General features: G+C 33.2%; 14 protein-coding genes. 6 read left to right on the forward strand and 8 right to left on the reverse strand.

Annotated features, from left to right (window positions below; genetic code table 11):
- Positions 1 to 8 precede the first annotated feature (8 nt).
- On the reverse strand, positions 9 to 1175 hold the full coding sequence (locus ACNFIH_RS07390; protein WP_426486120.1) for a HEPN/Toprim-associated domain-containing protein: 1167 nt from the start codon (positions 1173 to 1175) through the stop codon (positions 9 to 11).
- Positions 1176 to 1246: 71 nt separating this feature from the next.
- Complete coding sequence (locus ACNFIH_RS07395) at positions 1247 to 1933, reverse strand: hypothetical protein (RefSeq protein ID WP_426486121.1); 687 nt, start codon at positions 1931 to 1933, stop codon at positions 1247 to 1249.
- 242 nt (positions 1934 to 2175) lie between these two features.
- Between ACNFIH_RS07395 and ACNFIH_RS07400 the strand changes: the two genes are divergently transcribed.
- Positions 2176 to 2310, forward strand: coding sequence for a DUF6965 family protein (locus ACNFIH_RS07400; protein ID WP_426486122.1), 135 nt, complete (start codon positions 2176 to 2178; stop codon positions 2308 to 2310).
- Positions 2311 to 2502: 192 nt separating this feature from the next.
- On the opposite strand, the gene ACNFIH_RS07405 is transcribed toward ACNFIH_RS07400, so the two are convergent.
- From ACNFIH_RS07405 to ACNFIH_RS07430, 6 genes are all read right to left on the reverse strand, one after another.
- Positions 2503 to 3180, reverse strand: a complete 678-nt coding sequence (locus ACNFIH_RS07405) for a PP2C family protein-serine/threonine phosphatase (RefSeq protein ID WP_426486123.1) — start codon at positions 3178 to 3180, stop codon at positions 2503 to 2505.
- Positions 3181 to 3183: 3 nt separating this feature from the next.
- Complete coding sequence (locus ACNFIH_RS07410; protein WP_417959868.1) at positions 3184 to 4032, reverse strand: hypothetical protein; 849 nt, start codon at positions 4030 to 4032, stop codon at positions 3184 to 3186.
- Entirely contained in the window at positions 3998 to 5017 is a 1020-nt protein-coding gene (locus ACNFIH_RS07415) for a type IV toxin-antitoxin system AbiEi family antitoxin (RefSeq protein ID WP_426486124.1), read from the reverse strand. The genes ACNFIH_RS07410 and ACNFIH_RS07415 overlap by 35 nt, the downstream gene beginning before the upstream one ends.
- Positions 5018 to 5615: 598 nt before the next feature.
- Positions 5616 to 6476 (reverse strand): hypothetical protein, encoded by an 861-nt coding sequence (locus ACNFIH_RS07420; protein WP_426486125.1) that lies wholly within the window; start codon positions 6474 to 6476, stop codon positions 5616 to 5618.
- 382 nt (positions 6477 to 6858) lie between these two features.
- Positions 6859 to 7278 (reverse strand): hypothetical protein, encoded by a 420-nt coding sequence (locus ACNFIH_RS07425; RefSeq protein WP_426486126.1) that lies wholly within the window; start codon positions 7276 to 7278, stop codon positions 6859 to 6861.
- A 24-nt stretch (positions 7279 to 7302) separates the two neighbouring features.
- Positions 7303 to 8331: a toll/interleukin-1 receptor domain-containing protein gene (locus tag ACNFIH_RS07430; protein WP_426486127.1), complete on the reverse strand. Its 1029-nt coding sequence runs from the start codon at positions 8329 to 8331 to the stop codon at positions 7303 to 7305.
- Between the two features lie 451 nt (positions 8332 to 8782).
- Here ACNFIH_RS07430 and ACNFIH_RS07435 point away from each other — a divergent pair, with 451 nt between their 5' ends.
- From ACNFIH_RS07435 to ACNFIH_RS07455, 5 genes are all read left to right on the forward strand, one after another.
- Positions 8783 to 9772, forward strand: a complete 990-nt coding sequence (locus tag ACNFIH_RS07435) for a Hachiman antiphage defense system protein HamA (RefSeq protein WP_426486128.1) — start codon at positions 8783 to 8785, stop codon at positions 9770 to 9772.
- Positions 9773 to 9776: 4 nt separating this feature from the next.
- Positions 9777 to 12419 carry a DEAD/DEAH box helicase gene (locus tag ACNFIH_RS07440; RefSeq protein WP_426486129.1) on the forward strand — a complete coding sequence of 881 codons (2643 nt, stop codon included), beginning with the start codon at positions 9777 to 9779 and terminating at the stop codon, positions 12417 to 12419.
- 119 nt (positions 12420 to 12538) lie between these two features.
- Complete coding sequence (locus tag ACNFIH_RS07445; RefSeq protein WP_426486130.1) at positions 12539 to 13789, forward strand: PIN domain-containing protein; 1251 nt, start codon at positions 12539 to 12541, stop codon at positions 13787 to 13789.
- A gap of 1321 nt (positions 13790 to 15110) precedes the next feature.
- Positions 15111 to 16253 carry an alpha/beta fold hydrolase gene (locus ACNFIH_RS07450; protein ID WP_426486131.1) on the forward strand — a complete coding sequence of 381 codons (1143 nt, stop codon included), beginning with the start codon at positions 15111 to 15113 and terminating at the stop codon, positions 16251 to 16253.
- A gap of 60 nt (positions 16254 to 16313) precedes the next feature.
- Positions 16314 to 16745 (forward strand): organic hydroperoxide resistance protein, encoded by a 432-nt coding sequence (locus tag ACNFIH_RS07455; RefSeq protein WP_426486132.1) that lies wholly within the window; start codon positions 16314 to 16316, stop codon positions 16743 to 16745.
- Positions 16746 to 16776: the final 31 nt, after the last annotated feature.

A 16776-nucleotide genomic window follows, 5' to 3' on the forward strand; every position in this document is an offset into this window, starting at 1 on the left:
GCTGATTTTCAATTGAAAGCATTAAAGATCATATTTAATAATGTTTTTATATCCGTGAAGTCTCCATTACCTGACTTTAACTTTTCACGAAACTTTTCCTGTACATAATTTTTTTCGGTAATTTCCCCCTGATATTGTTTTTCTTTGTCATTATAAGCTTTCCAATGGACCGGAATCACTGTATTATTTTTCATGAGTACATCATGTCCGAAATACATCTCGATTCCGCAGGCCAAACCATTAATATTCATTTTCTTTATTCCTGTCGGACCAACTGTAGGGTATGACTTTGCCAGTTTTATATCTGGAAATTTCAGTACTTTTATATTTTCAGGCAGCTTGATCTGCATTAATCTTTTCATTTCAAATATACCTGTCGTGTCGTTGTCAAATAATACAATAAAAGGGTGCTTGACATTAGATGCGGTCAGAGCAATTACTAATTTGGCCAGTGCTGAAGCATTGCTTTCTACTTTGAATTCATCAAAATCTATAAAATGATAGTACCTGCAAAGGTGAGGATAAAGTATGGAAAGTGCCTTGCTTATAAACTCAGTATCCGTTTTTCCTTCAGCTAAAACAATTATTTTTTCAATATCATCATCATCCCTAATACCCGGTTCTTCCACCCATCCATTTCCTATTACCTCACTCAGATCACATTCGATAATGGAATCTTCTGGAATAATACTTAAAATTGAGTACAAAACAGATTCTACGGATTGACCGTAAATTGAAAGCTCATCATATATCAAACTTTCTTTAAAATTTTTATATATGTAGTCCCAACTTTTTTCTTTGTCTTTTATAATATTTCTTAATTCGTCCAGGTACTTTTTATAAGTCACTTTCGATATTAAAAAATCATAATATCCTTCCTCACTGGCATTTACCCGTGCTGTTTCAAAATCTTTTTTTGCAGTCGATAATTTAGTGCCAAAAATTTCTAATCTCTGCTTGCAGATCTTTGCTGTCTGGCGATATCCTTTGAAGGTGTACTCGCTGTCATCCTCCTTATCCACTACCCAAGCCAATTTATTTCGAGAATTATTAGGCCTGACTTCACTAATATAATCTTCCGGCAGGAATATGCTGTCAACAGCATCAGTTCGGTACGAGTTCTTAGCGGTGAATATCGGATATTTATCAAATGATATATGTGAATATGAGCCCATTACTATTGAATTTCTAATTTTGTTTAATAACTAACCTGGTAACTACCTTTAATAAACTTCTTGCTAAACCATCAGGCAGTCATTATCTCCTTAATTTTTTCTTTTAAACCTACAATTGTATCTCTTAATGAAGTTGCTGACATGATTTGGTAAACTTCTTCTTTTAATGATTCCAATTCGGCGCCTTTGAAATGATAATGAAATTCATCTTTGCTTCCGGATTGGTGATATGCTGTAGAAATCAGATCAGTGTATTTTAGTATCATTTGATTCATCAGTTCTAAAAAGTGTGAATTTTCAAGTACTAATTTATAATACATTTTAGATAATTCTATCTCGGAAAACTTTATAAAATCCTCTTTCCTTCCATTCTTTCTTCTTATCTCAGATGTTAATGTATAAAAACTACTACTGTCACCCTGCCCTGCACAATTTTTTTGTAGACAAAAGCAATCTTCAAAAACAACTTCACCCTGTAGAAGATGTTTTAAGAAAATCGTCTGAAAAATACAACCTGAAATTATACCCAATAATGCAAATGAAGTTTTATCATTGTTTTCAATCAAAACTGCCCATTTAAGTGAGGGAATCATTTTTACACCACCACCCCACTTATGATCAGAGATTGCGATTTTATGATAGGAAACCCAAAAATCATCTATGTCATAGTTTGAATCTTCCTCTAAGTCTAAAAGATCGACACACAGATGTCCCAGTTCATGCCACAAAATCCTTTGTAAATCGGTAATAAATTCCATAAAATAATTATTTACATGCTAATATAAGGATAAAACTAATGAATGGAAGACTTCAAATATTTGACATTTCAGGTTAAATTGAGAATTTTTCCTCAATTTTATTTTAACTAGTTACTTCACTGTACTCATTATCAAATTGGTACTTGTGCATTTCGTAAATATGCCGCAATCGCCACGATTAACGAGTTCCTCTTTGTATTGAAAACATTGGTAAAACAATGCTTTGTACTTAATTTTGCGACATGAATCCTGAAGATATTAAACGTTATTTTGAAACTAATCCGCCTCCAACTGAAGTATTATGGAAACCTTGGGCGAAAATTGTTGATTCGCAGTTATTTTTAAACAGCTGCTATATAGGAATACCTAAATTTTAACGGTAGTCTGGACATATGTCCTGCATGGTGGCACCTTAAGGATTTCTACAATTTCATTAAACGCAATAATGTTCAGGAAAAAAGCAATGAAGAGCCGATATAATAAAAACAGAAGCATCTTTTAAAGAATTGTTCCGTCAGGTTTGTAATCATTAAAACAAATTTTAATACCAACCGAAAAACATTCTGTTTTTATGCTATTGTAAATCTTATAATAGAACGATCATCGTCAAATAAATTAGCTTTATTTATGTATTGATCGAGATCTTCATCCGACATATCTACAACTTTTCCAATATCTGCTTTCCTCCAAAAACCGTCGGTGCATATAATAATCCGGTCACCTGTTTTTACTTTAAGTAATTTTGTTTGAAGTTTTGCAATACCACGTCCGGATATTGAAGCTGTGACAATATGTACTGTTTTGTTTTTCACATCCGGTTCTAATTCGGCATTTGCCAGCGAATGATCAGAAGTACATGATAAAATTTGATTATCACGTAAATGATAGACCCTTACGTCACCGATCCAAAAAACCCAGTACTCGGAATCTTGATAATATAGGCCTGCTGTCGTCGCACCAAATTTTGATTTTAAATCCTGCCGTTTCAGTAATATCTGTTGATCAGCGGTTTCAAGAAGAAGATGTACAATTTTTTCTGCGTGCAGGTTTTTATTAACCACTATATCATTAAAAGTTCCATTAATGGAACTTAACAGTGATTCCGAAGCTAATTTCCCATGCCCATACCCGCTCATACCGTCACACAGTATATCAATACGGGTCTGGTGGTGTGATAGGCTTAAAAATGAATCTTCATTTTCATCACCTGAACCAACCGATGACACAAAATAGTCCGTGTAGTTCATAAATTAATCTGATATTTCATTAAGAATCGTCCGGAAGGCTTTTTCAATCTGATCAAATGTCAATAGTTTGTCATGTATACCAGCGGCCAGCAACAGTCGGCTGTTCTCTCCCATCTCTAACTGTTCATTTAAAATTGCTGCTATCTCATTGCGAATATCATCCCTACCGGTAAGCATTTTTTTTAAATCTCTACCTAATATAACAGCTCCGGCAGTAAAGTCCGAATAATCATCATCGTCATAAATATCATAATGTTCTTCATCGAGATTTTCCTGGTGAATGGGAAGATAGGAATCTATTATATATGCCATGTCCTCTGCATCCTTGGTGGTTTTATAAAAACGGTCTTTCCAGGCAATGAGCTTCAAAATAAAAAAACCCGGCAAGGAAGCAACCTTTATTTCAACTTCTTCATCTATGATCATTGTTATAGTATCGCTCGTAATTTCCGTAAAGCCTTTAACGGACATTGCATGACTTTCCTCGGGTGGCCAGTATATTTTATCATCTTTTCGGGCTACTTCACCAAATGGCACTATGTCCAGTTCATATTTTCCATGGAAGTGGAACCTCTGCTTTTGATCAGGATCTTTGGTAAATCCATCTATAGCACACAGATCTGCTGATATTTTATCAAATGCGTCCCAGTCAGGTATAGCTATGGCTATATCAAGATCAAAGGTTTTTCTTGCAGGCTCCTGATTATAGAGGGCGCCAAAAACAATATCTCTTGCTGTAGCTCCAATAATAAAAAATTCCATACCGATTGAAGTGAAATATTGGGTCAATTCTTTCAGCAGAGGCTTTAACAGCGGATTATTGAGCTGTTCGTTCGAGATGTGATAACTCATTTTTCAATATGATATTTGCGGTTTCTATATTTCTTCCAATTCCACTTCCGATAAGATCAGCATAAACAAGTAGTGCAGGAACAATGGGCTGATCATGATAAAGTTGTCGATCCTCCCAAAACATTTTCAGCACTTCAACCTGACCTTCTTCAGAAGGTGCTAAACCGATATCACCAATAAGACTGCGCCAAATTCCGTCCGTATAAATTGTAAATTTTTCCGGAAACAGGTAATTAGTCATCATGGCTGCCGCAGGCTCACCACCCCAAAGCAGAACATCATCCGAATTTTTTAAAGGTACATTGGTCCAAGGCAGTGAAGATGAATTTGTAAATTTCATTTTCTTTTGTACAAGTCTGGGTCTTAACACATCATGGTACGAAATAACCCACCGATTAAGTAATTCTTCTTTATTTTTAAGAAATTTTCCATTTTTTGTTGTCATATAAAAATTAAGATCACCCAATTCTGCTATAACATTTGCTACTGATCCAAGTGCAACACCCGCTCTGGCTGCAAGCTCGCGATATGTAAAATTTATACTTTCTGGTTCACTTAACAAATGGAAAAGTATTTTTATTCCAGCTTCCTGAAAAGCTCTGGACTGATTCATTTTTTCTGGCTTATCTCTTTTTTGGCCTTCAATACGGACAAATAAACTTTTATGGGCAATAAAGCAGTTCCCAGCTGTATCAAGATAATTAATTTTCTCAAGAAAGTATTCCGTTGCTATATGTTGGGGGATATAATCAGCTATTAATATAACTGGGGAATTCTCATATTCCTGTAAATTTCTGAGCATAGACTTTATTACCCCACTATTCTCACGTGTTATATGTTTTTTGCACTCAATTATAAATGGCGTATCTGCAACAGTTAATATTCCATCATGATTATCCAAGTTTCTTTTAATAGAAATATCCAGCCCGGTCTTTTTCTCAAGCTGTAAAACTGCATCATCTAATATTCCCTCTCCTCTTCTCATTGTTCATTATTTTTTCGCGTTCATTTAAAATGAACAATCAAATTTAGTGAACATAATCATTATAACCAAATGAATGAATGAATTTTACAACATTAAAATACGCCTATAAAGTGATACCGTAACCAAAAATCCTTTTTCTTAAATATTACAGCTTTGTGATAGAACTGTCAGTTCCAAGCAAATGAAAAATAATTTGGGGAAACTATATATTCACGATTGTTTTTTATCATCCCAACTATTTGATTATCAACTAACAAAAACCTATTTCGGAAACGAATTAGTCACAAATATTACATAAAAACGTGACAAAAAAGATAAAATTTCCACAAAAAAATATGTTGAAATTGGGTAAAAAGGGTATGGGTATTTTTTATCTTGGAAAACTTAAGAGTTTTCCAAGATAAAAAATACCCATAGGGTCAAAGTTATAGTTTATTTTTTTTAAATGCAACTTTTCTACCAAAAGTATTGATTTTCAAAACATTAATTAAGGTCATAAAAAAGTATTAAAAGGATAAAATACCAATATCGTAAATGAATTTAAACAATTCTCAAAGCGAATCTGATAGTCTATAAAACTTCATACACGTTCCGATAATTATTTCATTTGAAGTATTGCTATGATAATCGTTAGTACAATTGCAACAATACCTAACCACTTTTGCCAATGAAAAGATTTCTTTGCCAATTCATCACTTCCTCCCATTTCATTTTTAATACCTTTTCCAACAGTAACTTGACCTTTATCAGTAGAGATGTTTCCGGTTTTTATCTTATCGCCGATATGAAAGTTATTTTTCACTATTGTAGGATTTGATATTTCTTGCACCTGTTGACGACTACCCAAAATATCAACAGCAGGTATAGAAATACTAAGAGTTTCATCTCTATTTTCTATAAGTGTTTTTATTGCATCCTTTAAATTTTTACCTTCAATAACCTTCCTCTCGAAACTAATAAATTCATTATTACTGGTATCTTTAAAAAAATCAAAAAGTTCTTTCAAAATCTCATCTAAGCTGTATATAACTAAAGACAGGCACATAAAATTGGAATTGGTCTCAACTCTGAAATTAATATACTTTTGTTTAGACTCCATAACTTTATCAATATCTTCAGTGGTAAAATCTCTTTTAAAATCACACACATCACCAATATTATTATTCCAGATACTAGTAAAATCTTCTTCTCCTGACCATACTTCTAATTCCTTAAGTTTGTCCGTTATTGGTATATAAACATTATCTAATAGTGGTGAGAATTTCTCTTCAATTTCAGATTGCACCTTATCATATAACTGCTTACTTATATAATTTTCATTTGGATTTAAATCCCGTCGCTTTCTATCTAAAACTGCCAATTCAGTACATATAGGAATATACTTCTCAATATATTCTTTCTTGTTATCATCTAGATAATCTATAAATTTGAATAATGCTACGACTTGTTTTGGTATCATTTATTTTTATGTAAAAAATTAATTGCAATGTATTTTAATCATAATTAGATCTAACAATCTTCATAGCTTCTTTACTCACCTGCTTCTCACTTTTAAACTCCTTCTCGTAAAAATAAAAAAAGATTTTATTATATAACGGAATTTCAAGAAAGATGAATTCGCCGGATGTATGCATATAATGAAACGATGTGTTTCTTGTTCTACCAACAACCAGATGAGAAATCCGTTTGGAATTGTCTTTAGTTGCAATTCTTTTCAATGATTTTCTGGTTTTTGTAGTAACTGTTCTAACTGAACCATCACGCATAAATGCAATTGAAAAATCAGATAAAAATGGTATGTAATCAGATTTTTTATGCCTTTTGAATTCTGTTCGTAAATCTCAAACTTGAAATTTATAATCAATTATTTCCAGCCATCGAATTATAACAAGCAAATCGTCAGGACTGTAATAAGTTTTCTTTAAATCTGCATTAGCAAGGATCTTTTGAACCTCTCTCTCAATAGAATTAAATAATTCCGAATTACATTTGGCGCACAATGGTATTGTTGCCTTAATATAAGCATGATCGAGTTCATTAACATCAGATTTGAATATTTTTTTCGGATTACTTTCAAATACCCACTTTGGAATAATATGTTCCTTAGTTAAATTTTCTTCTTCACCGCAAAACGAGCAAGAAGGAACTCTGATTTTATCTATCCATCCTGTTAGATAATCATCAAATAATTTCCTCATAACATACTTCCCGCGTTCTCTTGCAATTTTTCTTATCTCAAGCAATTTGGGTTCAATATTCATTTGTTTAGAGTTTATTATGATTATTTACTTATTTCTAAAATTTTTACTCTTTACTTTTTTTATCTCCTCTATTAAGAAAATAAATGAATTTTGAATTATTTCACCTGTCGATAAATGTTCTTTAGATGATGTCCACACAACTTCATTAGAATAATTTAAATTAAATTTATAATTATTCTCCGATAACATTACCGGCTTTTCATCTGGAAAGTAAAATCTGTTATCAGTAGCACTTGCAAAGCCTGACCATCGCCTTACAATCAATTTGTTATGCTCTGCTGTATTTGTAAATCTACCACTCCAATAAAAACTTACTGAAAAATTTTCACAATGAATAACGGTAGCATCTCTATCATTTGATTCATAAGTAAAATTTAAACCAGTAGATGTTTTATACAAATCAACTTTTTCTTTAAGTAGACTATTAAGAATATCAATTTCCTTGTCATAAATATTAACTCCTGCAGTGGAATTTATAATCTGATTTAATTCCCTGTTTAACCGTTCCTCGCTTAAAAAGCTACTTGCACTATCAATAATTGGGTCAAAGGTTGGCTCATTAAAATCAGGAATAGCGCCCAATACCGGTATATCTATAACTGGTTTATCATAGATAAGTTTTGCCAATTTAAGCAACTCACTATAGTACACCTTATCATCAACCATATTGTGATAAACTTTTGATTTAAGAAACCTTGGCGAACTAGTTTGAGAACTTCCAACTCTAAGAATAGGAAGAAATTTAATTTTTGTAATTGGTGATTCGAAAATCTCCTGAGTTATCATAGTACTTTCATAACCAACTCCACTTTTTCTTTCCTCGGCTCTAACTTTATAATTCGGTGTAAGTACTACTAAAACTTTATCCGCTTTTTCGATTGATTGCTCCATAAAATATGGTAAGTCTGAACCAGTATTTAGATGATATTGATCTAGAAGTACTATTACTCCATACTTCTCAGTCAAATCTTTAGCTAATTTTAAAACCCATTGCTGGTGTTCCGGGCTATCCCACGAATATGAAATAAATACAGTTTTTCTATTTTCTGACATTTTTATTTTCCTACTTATAATTATGATTTTACATTGACAATGTAAGATTATTTTTCGACACAGTGTAAACTCAGCTAAATGAGTTATAGACAAAGTACGTTCATAAACATACAAGAGTGGATACCTTTTTTATTACAAAAAATTAAAGCGCTTTTTTAATAATATTTCAAAATCAAAGTTTTGTGGGGGAATCATGGCGGAAACCACACACTCACCCAAATGCATCCGTAAGGAGCTGTTTTTCGCCGTATATGCTATGACCCTTCAGACAATTAAAATTGATGCCTCCTCAATCATTTTGTTGCGTTAAAAAAAAATAATAATCTGTAAGAAAGTTTTTCTATATTAGCCATACAGCAGTTGTAAAACATATTTCATTAAATGCAAGAGATAATTAAGAACATCTTTTTTATTGCTGAGGACTCAGAATTTTTATAAATCTAATTTAACTATGAGTATTGACTGGGAGAAAAAAATAGAGATTGATACACAGTGGATAGAAAGACAGCTAACAAATCATTTTAATGAAAAAAACACCAAAGTTGCAGTTAGAGCCTTTACCCCCAAAGTTTCTGGAACAAATTTCAGCTGTGATAATTTAATAGAACAACTCGGTTTTTTTTTACCTGAGTATGTTCATACCAACACTTCTAAAAAAAACAAACTTAAATCTTTAACAGCTAAGTACGGTCCCTTGCAAGCGGAAAAACATCTGAATCTTGCTTTATATCAGGAAGCTCAGGCTTTTTTCGGGAAAAAAAATCCTGCAACAGATGGAAAATATGGAGAACTTCTTTTGTTTGCCCTCACTGAAAGTATCCTTAAAAGTAAGATGGTTGCACATAAAATTGAGGGACTTTCAAATCCAAAAGATCAGGTAAAAGGAGGGGACGGAATTTTTCTTGGAAATTACGAAATCGAAGAAGGTGTTTTTAAGCCTGCAATCTTTATTGGTGAATCAAAAATAATGCAGGGATTCAGCGACAGTCTGGATGACGCATTTGAATCATTAAACAGGTTTCACAGCCCTGTTACACGTACCGAATTTAACTCAATGGAGTTTATTGTAGCCAATAAGACCTTTTTCACTGACAGCACTGATACCGATTATGAAGAGATTTATCAGATGCTTACACCTGGCTCAGATGTATTCAGAAACCAAGTAATGGTTCATCCCATCCTGATTATGCATAACAGCGCATCGATCGCTACATTAGAGAAAAAGGCAAAAGACAGTGAAGATCTAGAGTTGCTGCTAAGCTCTCATCTCAACTCAAAAAAAGCAAAAATAATTGAAAAAATAAAAAATAAATTAAACCAGTATCCTCTAATAGAGAAAGTGTATGTTGACTTCTTCTGTTTTCCATTTAATGATATCGATTATTTTAGGAATGGAATGTATTTCAACATTCATAAAGTCCAATATCCAAATCAGCCTTAGTTAAATGGAACATCTTTCCAAAATATATGATAACGACTCTCTTAATTTAGTAATCGAACAGCAGGTACTAGGTCTGCTAAAGAGAAAAATCGAGTCTTTGCCGAAAATAGCTGATGAATTTAGTGAAATTCGCAAAGCAGTCTGGCTTGCCTCTATTTTAGCAGAAAGCGACGATGAAAAACATCTAAAGAAAGTCCAGGATCTTGCTATTCTTCTCTTTTTAAACAATCCCGACGAAATCGAAATTTTGAAGATCGCATATGTTTTATTCTCCAGAATAGGAAACCTGGCAGCAACTGGACATTTAAAGACATTAATCAGCTTCTATCAAAAAAATGAAACTTTTGGAGAGGATATAATTTTGCAGCACGAGCTAATCACAAAAAGAACAGAAAATTCAATTCTTATTGATGAAAAACCTTACCTGCTGACGGATTTCCAGAAAAATCTTTTTACCAATATACATGAGCAGAAGTACATATCAATTTCAGCCCCTACTTCTTCGGGCAAGTCTTTCATCCTAAAAAAATATATTGAGACAGAATTAAAAATAAAAGAGAAATACTGCGTTTTCTATATTGTTCCCTCCAGGGCGCTGATCAACCAGGTAAGTGAGGAACTCAGGATTGACCTGCAGAACATCACCATTAAAAATGCTTTTATTGAGGATGAAAAAGACCACGAGGAGAAGCTGATTTATGTAATTACGCCGGAGAGGGCGGTAAAAATTATAAATTCTGAACATGGCCTTATTTTGCCAGACCTCATTTTTATAGATGAAATCCAAAATGTCGAAAATGAAGATGGAAGGGGAAATCTATTTGAATACGTGTACGAAGAACTTTCGAAAGTTCCGGAACATACCAAAATAATCACAGCTGGCCCCTTTATTTCTAATTCAAATGAAATCTTCAGAGAATTGTTCGACAAAGAAAGTAAAGTTGTAAATACCGATCTGTCTCCTGTTTTCCAGCTTAGAACAATTATTAAGCTCGAAGAAAATTCAATTTCGTTGACTCTTTTTGCAGGAAACAAAGTCTTCCACCAGATCAAAGAGGTAATAAAAATCCCTAAAATTGAAAAGACTTTCAACACTAATATAGGAAATGGACTCGCGCAGATCGTAGCTGCATTAAGCCATAAAAACGATAGTAACTTAATATACAGTTCTCGGGGCGACTATGCCGAATCTTGGGCACTAAAATTCGCCGAATCTGTCGCTTTGGATGGTGATCTGGAAGATGAATTGAAGGATTTAATTAAATATGTCAGAACGGATATACACGAAGAATATTTCCTACTTAAATGTCTCAAAAAAAGGGTGGCCTTTCATCACAGCTCCTTGTCGGAGTTTGTCAGAAAAGAAATTGAAACCCTTTTTGAGCAGGGCATTATCACCACACTCTTCTGCACCTCAACACTTCTTGAAGGCGTAAATCTACCTGCCGATAATCTCTTTGTCATTAAACCGGAAAAAAATACGGAGCAATTGAGTGATTTCGAATTTGGAAACCTTATAGGAAGAGCAGGCAGGCTTAAGAATACACTTTATGGAACCATTTTCTGTGTGAGCAAAAAGAATAATGTCGAATGGGCGGAAAACTACTATCAGGCTGATTATCTTAAGGAGGTAAGAACTTCCAGTTCAAGGGCACTGCCGGAAATTTCTACAGATGAATTAACTAAAACATCCTTAGAAATTGAGTCATCCAAAATTAGAAATCTAATAACTTCGTTAAGAAACAAAGCACTCAGAGATGATGAATCCATAGAAAAGTTCTTTGCCAAACATAAACTAGCAGCAACAGTTAAATCAGATATGATCCGATCAGTCAGATCTTCAGTTGAAAATGTGACTATACCATATAATGTAGTCAAAAGAAATCCAACAATCGATCCTATCCTTCAGGATAAACTATATAAAATAGTAGTGCAAGATTTACAAAGCTGGGTAATACATCCTAATTCAAATTTTAATGCACCATACAGAAGAGAGATAGCAAATAATATAGAATATAGTAATCAAAGTTTTTTCTGGCAGTTTGATTCTATCATTTCACGATTAAACGAAATCTTTGCCATGTCAAAGGAAATTTGGGTAAATGATCATATTTCAATTGCATCTTCCGGAATATGTATAAATGCAATGAACTGGATGCAGGGTAACAGTATTGGAGACCTAATTAGCAATAGAATTAAATTTTATTCAGAAGACGAACGAGTTAAGCCTGAAAATAGAATAGACGCTTCAAATCCCGAACATATCAACAGAATGATTAAAGAAGCGATTAAAATTAATTTAAAAGTGGTGACATTTTCACTATTAAAATATTTAAAACTACTTGTTGATATATTGGACGAAGTTCTGGACGAAAACCAAAAAGAAAGATACAAAATGACACTAGCCCTTCCTATTCAGGTTGAACTGGGTTCACAAGAACCTATTGTTCTTTCCTTAATTACGCAGGGAATTCCCAGAACTGTGGCATTGAAACTTTTTGAAATTTATAAAAAGACTGACGAATACAAAAATGAAATTAAAATATTTGAATGGATGCGACGACAGGAAATTATTCCAGGTCTAGAACCTATTTACAATAAATTCCTTGCGAAAAATAATTTTTTAAAGCAGCCTAATTTCCTCTAATACTTTGTTGCATTAATTTTTATAAATAGAAATAATCTTTTCAAAATTAAGCATTTACTTAAAAGATAAAGTTAATTTTCAATTACTGAATAATTTAAAATGTTTACGATTAATTAAAAATGAACAAAACATATATATTTCTTGACACAAATAACTGGATATACCTCTCCAATGGTTTTAACGTATATTCCAGCAAATATGAGGAACTGCATATAAAAGTATTTGAAATAATTGAAAAACGTGTTAAAGATAACAGCATCGTATTTTTAACAAACGATATAATTATCCAAGAATGGGAACGTAATAAGTCACAAGCATCTAAACAAATTACTGATTTTAAAAATAAATTTGACGGTCATAAGGATCACTTGAAAGCTATTGAAAAATTTATCGGTACTACCGACTCAGTTTCTGAAATAGAAAGTTTAAAAAATATTATAGAGGAAAAATATAACGAAAAGATTGAAAAACAAAAGCAGCATATTAAAAATGTTGAGCTTTTTTTTAAGAAACATACTTTAGTAATCCCCATTCCAGACTCAGCAAGACTTACAGCATCGAATCTGGCAGTGGAGAAAAAAGCTCCTTTTATTGGTGAAAAGCAAAATAGCACGGCCGATGCTATAATTCTTCTAAGCTCCATAGATTATTTATATGAAAATCATAAAATTCCATATTTCGATTTAGCTAGTAAGCCCGCCGCCGAAAGTTTTTACTTTCCAGACTCTTTTTTTGTTTCAAGCAATAGTGGTGACTTTTCTTCTGCAAAAGATCGGGAGCTCATCCACGATGATCTGGCACCATATCTGGAAAAAACTAAAACGAAATTCTACTTTTCTTTAGGAAAACTAATTAATGCCCTTGAAGAAAAATTTCTTTCAGTAGAGGAGCAAGATGAGCTAGAACAGATTGGAAATTTAGATTATTGTGAATTCTGTCATTTCGGAATAATTCAGTTTTCTCAATATTTTGAGGTTTTCAATCCGTTCAATCGTTATATAGATAAAGATCAGTATTCTTTAGATTTTGCAGAAGCAGAGTTGCAGGAACTAATTATTTCCCACAATAATTCTCCGATGTCAAAAATAGCAACTGGAGAATGCAGCGAGTGCTTTGCCGAATATATTCAATGTGAATGCAGTGCAATTACCCGAATTAAAGAAAACAATGCCATTTTTGAATGTGAAGGTAACTGTGGATTAAGTTATCGAGTTAATGCTGATATCGATAGAAAGGGTGTAATTTATAACTTGAATTACGAAATAATCAAACTTTATCAATGTGTAACTTGTCAATACGACTTTGAAGAGTTGGACGAAACAAACAATTGTGACGTATGTGCAGAATATAACAGGAAAATCAATGATTGATTTATATTTTAAATTCTTACATGTTATTTTCTTTATGCTGTTTTTTAAATCCAGTCTTGTTCTTTTCAAAATTACTTCAAAGATAATTTCTTCATAGCAGCCTAAATAAATTAAATAGAGCAAAAGTGTTCAACTGTCGAACACCTTGAGTAATTCTTTTTAAGAACATTATTTAATATAAAACATTATTTTTGGAGAATATATTAAAGAGAAAAGAATATTTTTGTTTTGAAAAAAAGTAAAAAATAAAAATCGGAAACTCTATTAAATCAAAGGGTTTCAAGGCGTTTTACCAAGTTTATCAATAAACATTAATATGGGAATTAGTTGTTCGATTGTAATCCCAGCAACTCCACATGACAAGGGAAAAATGCTTTAAAAAATTATCACTTCAAGTTTTGTGGCAGAATCGTGGCGCATACTATTTTTAACAATTAAGAATCCAGCAAAATCAAAGTCTAACGAGTTTAGGTTCGAAACTTTTAGACATTCACTTTTATGTATATACCAAATTTCTGATTGCGTTTATTGGTAATTGTTTTTTCGAGAGGCTCATTATATCAGCTTTCTTTGTTCACCAATAAGCACACACATTTTTGAAAGGTTTATGAGGTCATTACACAATTGATTTTTAAAGATGGGTACGGGATGATAACGTTTTATAAATAATACAAAAAAATTCTATTTTCGGAAGCAATACCTCCTCTATCCCCCTTGTAGCAGATTTTCTTAAATAGTCAGAAGAAGTTTCATTTATTTTTTAGTAATTGCGGGGATAATTAGGCTCTTCAAATCGTAATTTGTAGGCGATCTGCTTAAATTCAAAGCATAGTACCTTGCAAAAAATATCCGTCTGCGCAATGTTTTTTAATGATCCATACGTACCTGAGCAATAATAGATTTTAGATAAGGATGATCTGTATCTTTCATGAAATAAAAAATTTAATTATTAAAAGAAGAATTTTACTATAAGACATTATTATACTGGTAATCAGTTTCTTATAACTAAAAAAAAGTAAAAAAAAAGTAAAAAAAAAATAAGTTACGATATATTTTTTTTTTAATTTTATTATGTAAAACCAACACATATTATCTAAATAGGTATTTACAACTGCCCGACAAACTACACGAACCCGCACTTTCCTATTTTTATTATACTATTTATTCTATGCGTATATAATTCAGATTAGTATCTCATAAGCAGATACTTAACTGTTTTTACAGTCTTTCTATGCCTAATTTTTTTTGCAATTTGCAGATTCTCAAACACAAAAAAAATTACTTGGTTTTAATGTTAAACGTCTAAATCTAATAGTTAGAAATGAAAACCGCAACGCACGAAAAAGGGGTCAACGTTCAGCAGGAATACAGCTCTTTATTTAATTTTTTCAATCTAGAATTAGTGGTTTCTATAGCAGGAAAAAGCTGCAGACACGCCGCGGCTATGATAAATGTCACTGCGATTCTTTTAATGGTGATTTATCCTGTTCATGGCCAGCCGGAAAAACAACTTGCGGAAAAAACAGAAGGAACAACTTCGTTAGGCAGACTAAAACAAATTAATGCCGGAGTGTTGAATATCGGTTATGCAGAAGCAGGGCCTGCCAATGGGGAACCGGTAATTTTATTGCATGGCTGGCCGTATGATATCCATAGTTTTAATGAGGTAGTACCACTGCTGGCTGCAAAAGGATATCGTGTAATCACTCCTTATTTAAGAGGTTTTGGAACCACCCGTTTTCTCTCCGATAACACTTTTAGAAACGGTCAGCAGTCAGCACTTGCAGTAGATGTGATTGCTCTGATGGATGCTCTTAAGATAGAGAAAGCAATTATTGGCGGATTTGATTGGGGAGCACGGACAGCAGTAATTATGGCGGTACTCTGGCCAGCCCGCGTAAAGGGTCTTGTTTCAGTTAGCGGTTATTTGGTTGTAAATCTTGAGGCCAACAAAAAGCCATTACCTCCAAAAGCTGAGCTTGGTTGGTGGTATCAATATTATTTCTCAACGGAACGAGGAAAATTAGGATATACTCTAAACACTTATGAATTCAACAGACAGATCTGGCACCTTGCCTCTCCATTGTGGAATTTTGACAAAGCCACTTACGATCAAACAGCTAAATCATTTGATAACCCAGACCATGCAGCAATTGTCATTCATAATTACAGATGGCGTTTATCCCTTGAGCCAGGGGAAAACAAATACGATAGTTTAGAAAAACGCTTGGCATCAAGACCAGCTGTTACAGTTCCAAGCATTACAATAGGAAGTGATTTTGACGGTGCTGCTGCAGATGGTAAAGGATACGTTGACCAATTTACAGGTAAATATGAACATAGGGTGCTTTCGGGCATTGGCCACAATGTGCCGCAGGAAGATCCAAAAGCATTCGCAGAAGCTATAATCGATGTCGATAAGATTACAAAAAAAAATAAGGCACCTCCTAAAGTTCATAATTAGCAATACGCCGGCCCTGCATTCATAAATTTTAAAATAATATACAGATAAAAAAACATAATCATGGAAAATAACAACACAGTTCAAATCGACAAAGTTTTATACACCGCTAAAACCCATACTATGGGAGATCGTGATGGCGGAACATCACAAAGTTCTGATGGTATTTTAAATCTTAAATTTTCAGTGCCGGGAACAGGAACAGGCACCAATCCAGAACAATTATTTGCAGCAGGCTGGTCAGCATGTTTCATTGGCGCTATGAAACTCGCAGCAGGCAAATTGAAAGTAAGATTTCCAGCCGGCACAACGGTCGACACCGAAGTAGATCTCTGCTTGACTGATGATAAATTTTCTCTCCAAGCACGTTTAAACGTAAGCCTGCCAGGCTTGGACCGTGAATTAGCAAATTCTATTGTCGAGGCTGCCCATCAAATTTGCCCGTATTCAAAAGCTACAAGAGGGAACATAAATGTAGATTTAAATGTAGTATAAAAAAAATGTTATGCTAATTAATGCTGCATAT

Source organism: Flavobacterium sp. 2 (assembly GCF_049949195.1).
Classification (GTDB): Bacteria; Bacteroidota; Bacteroidia; order Flavobacteriales; family Flavobacteriaceae; genus Flavobacterium.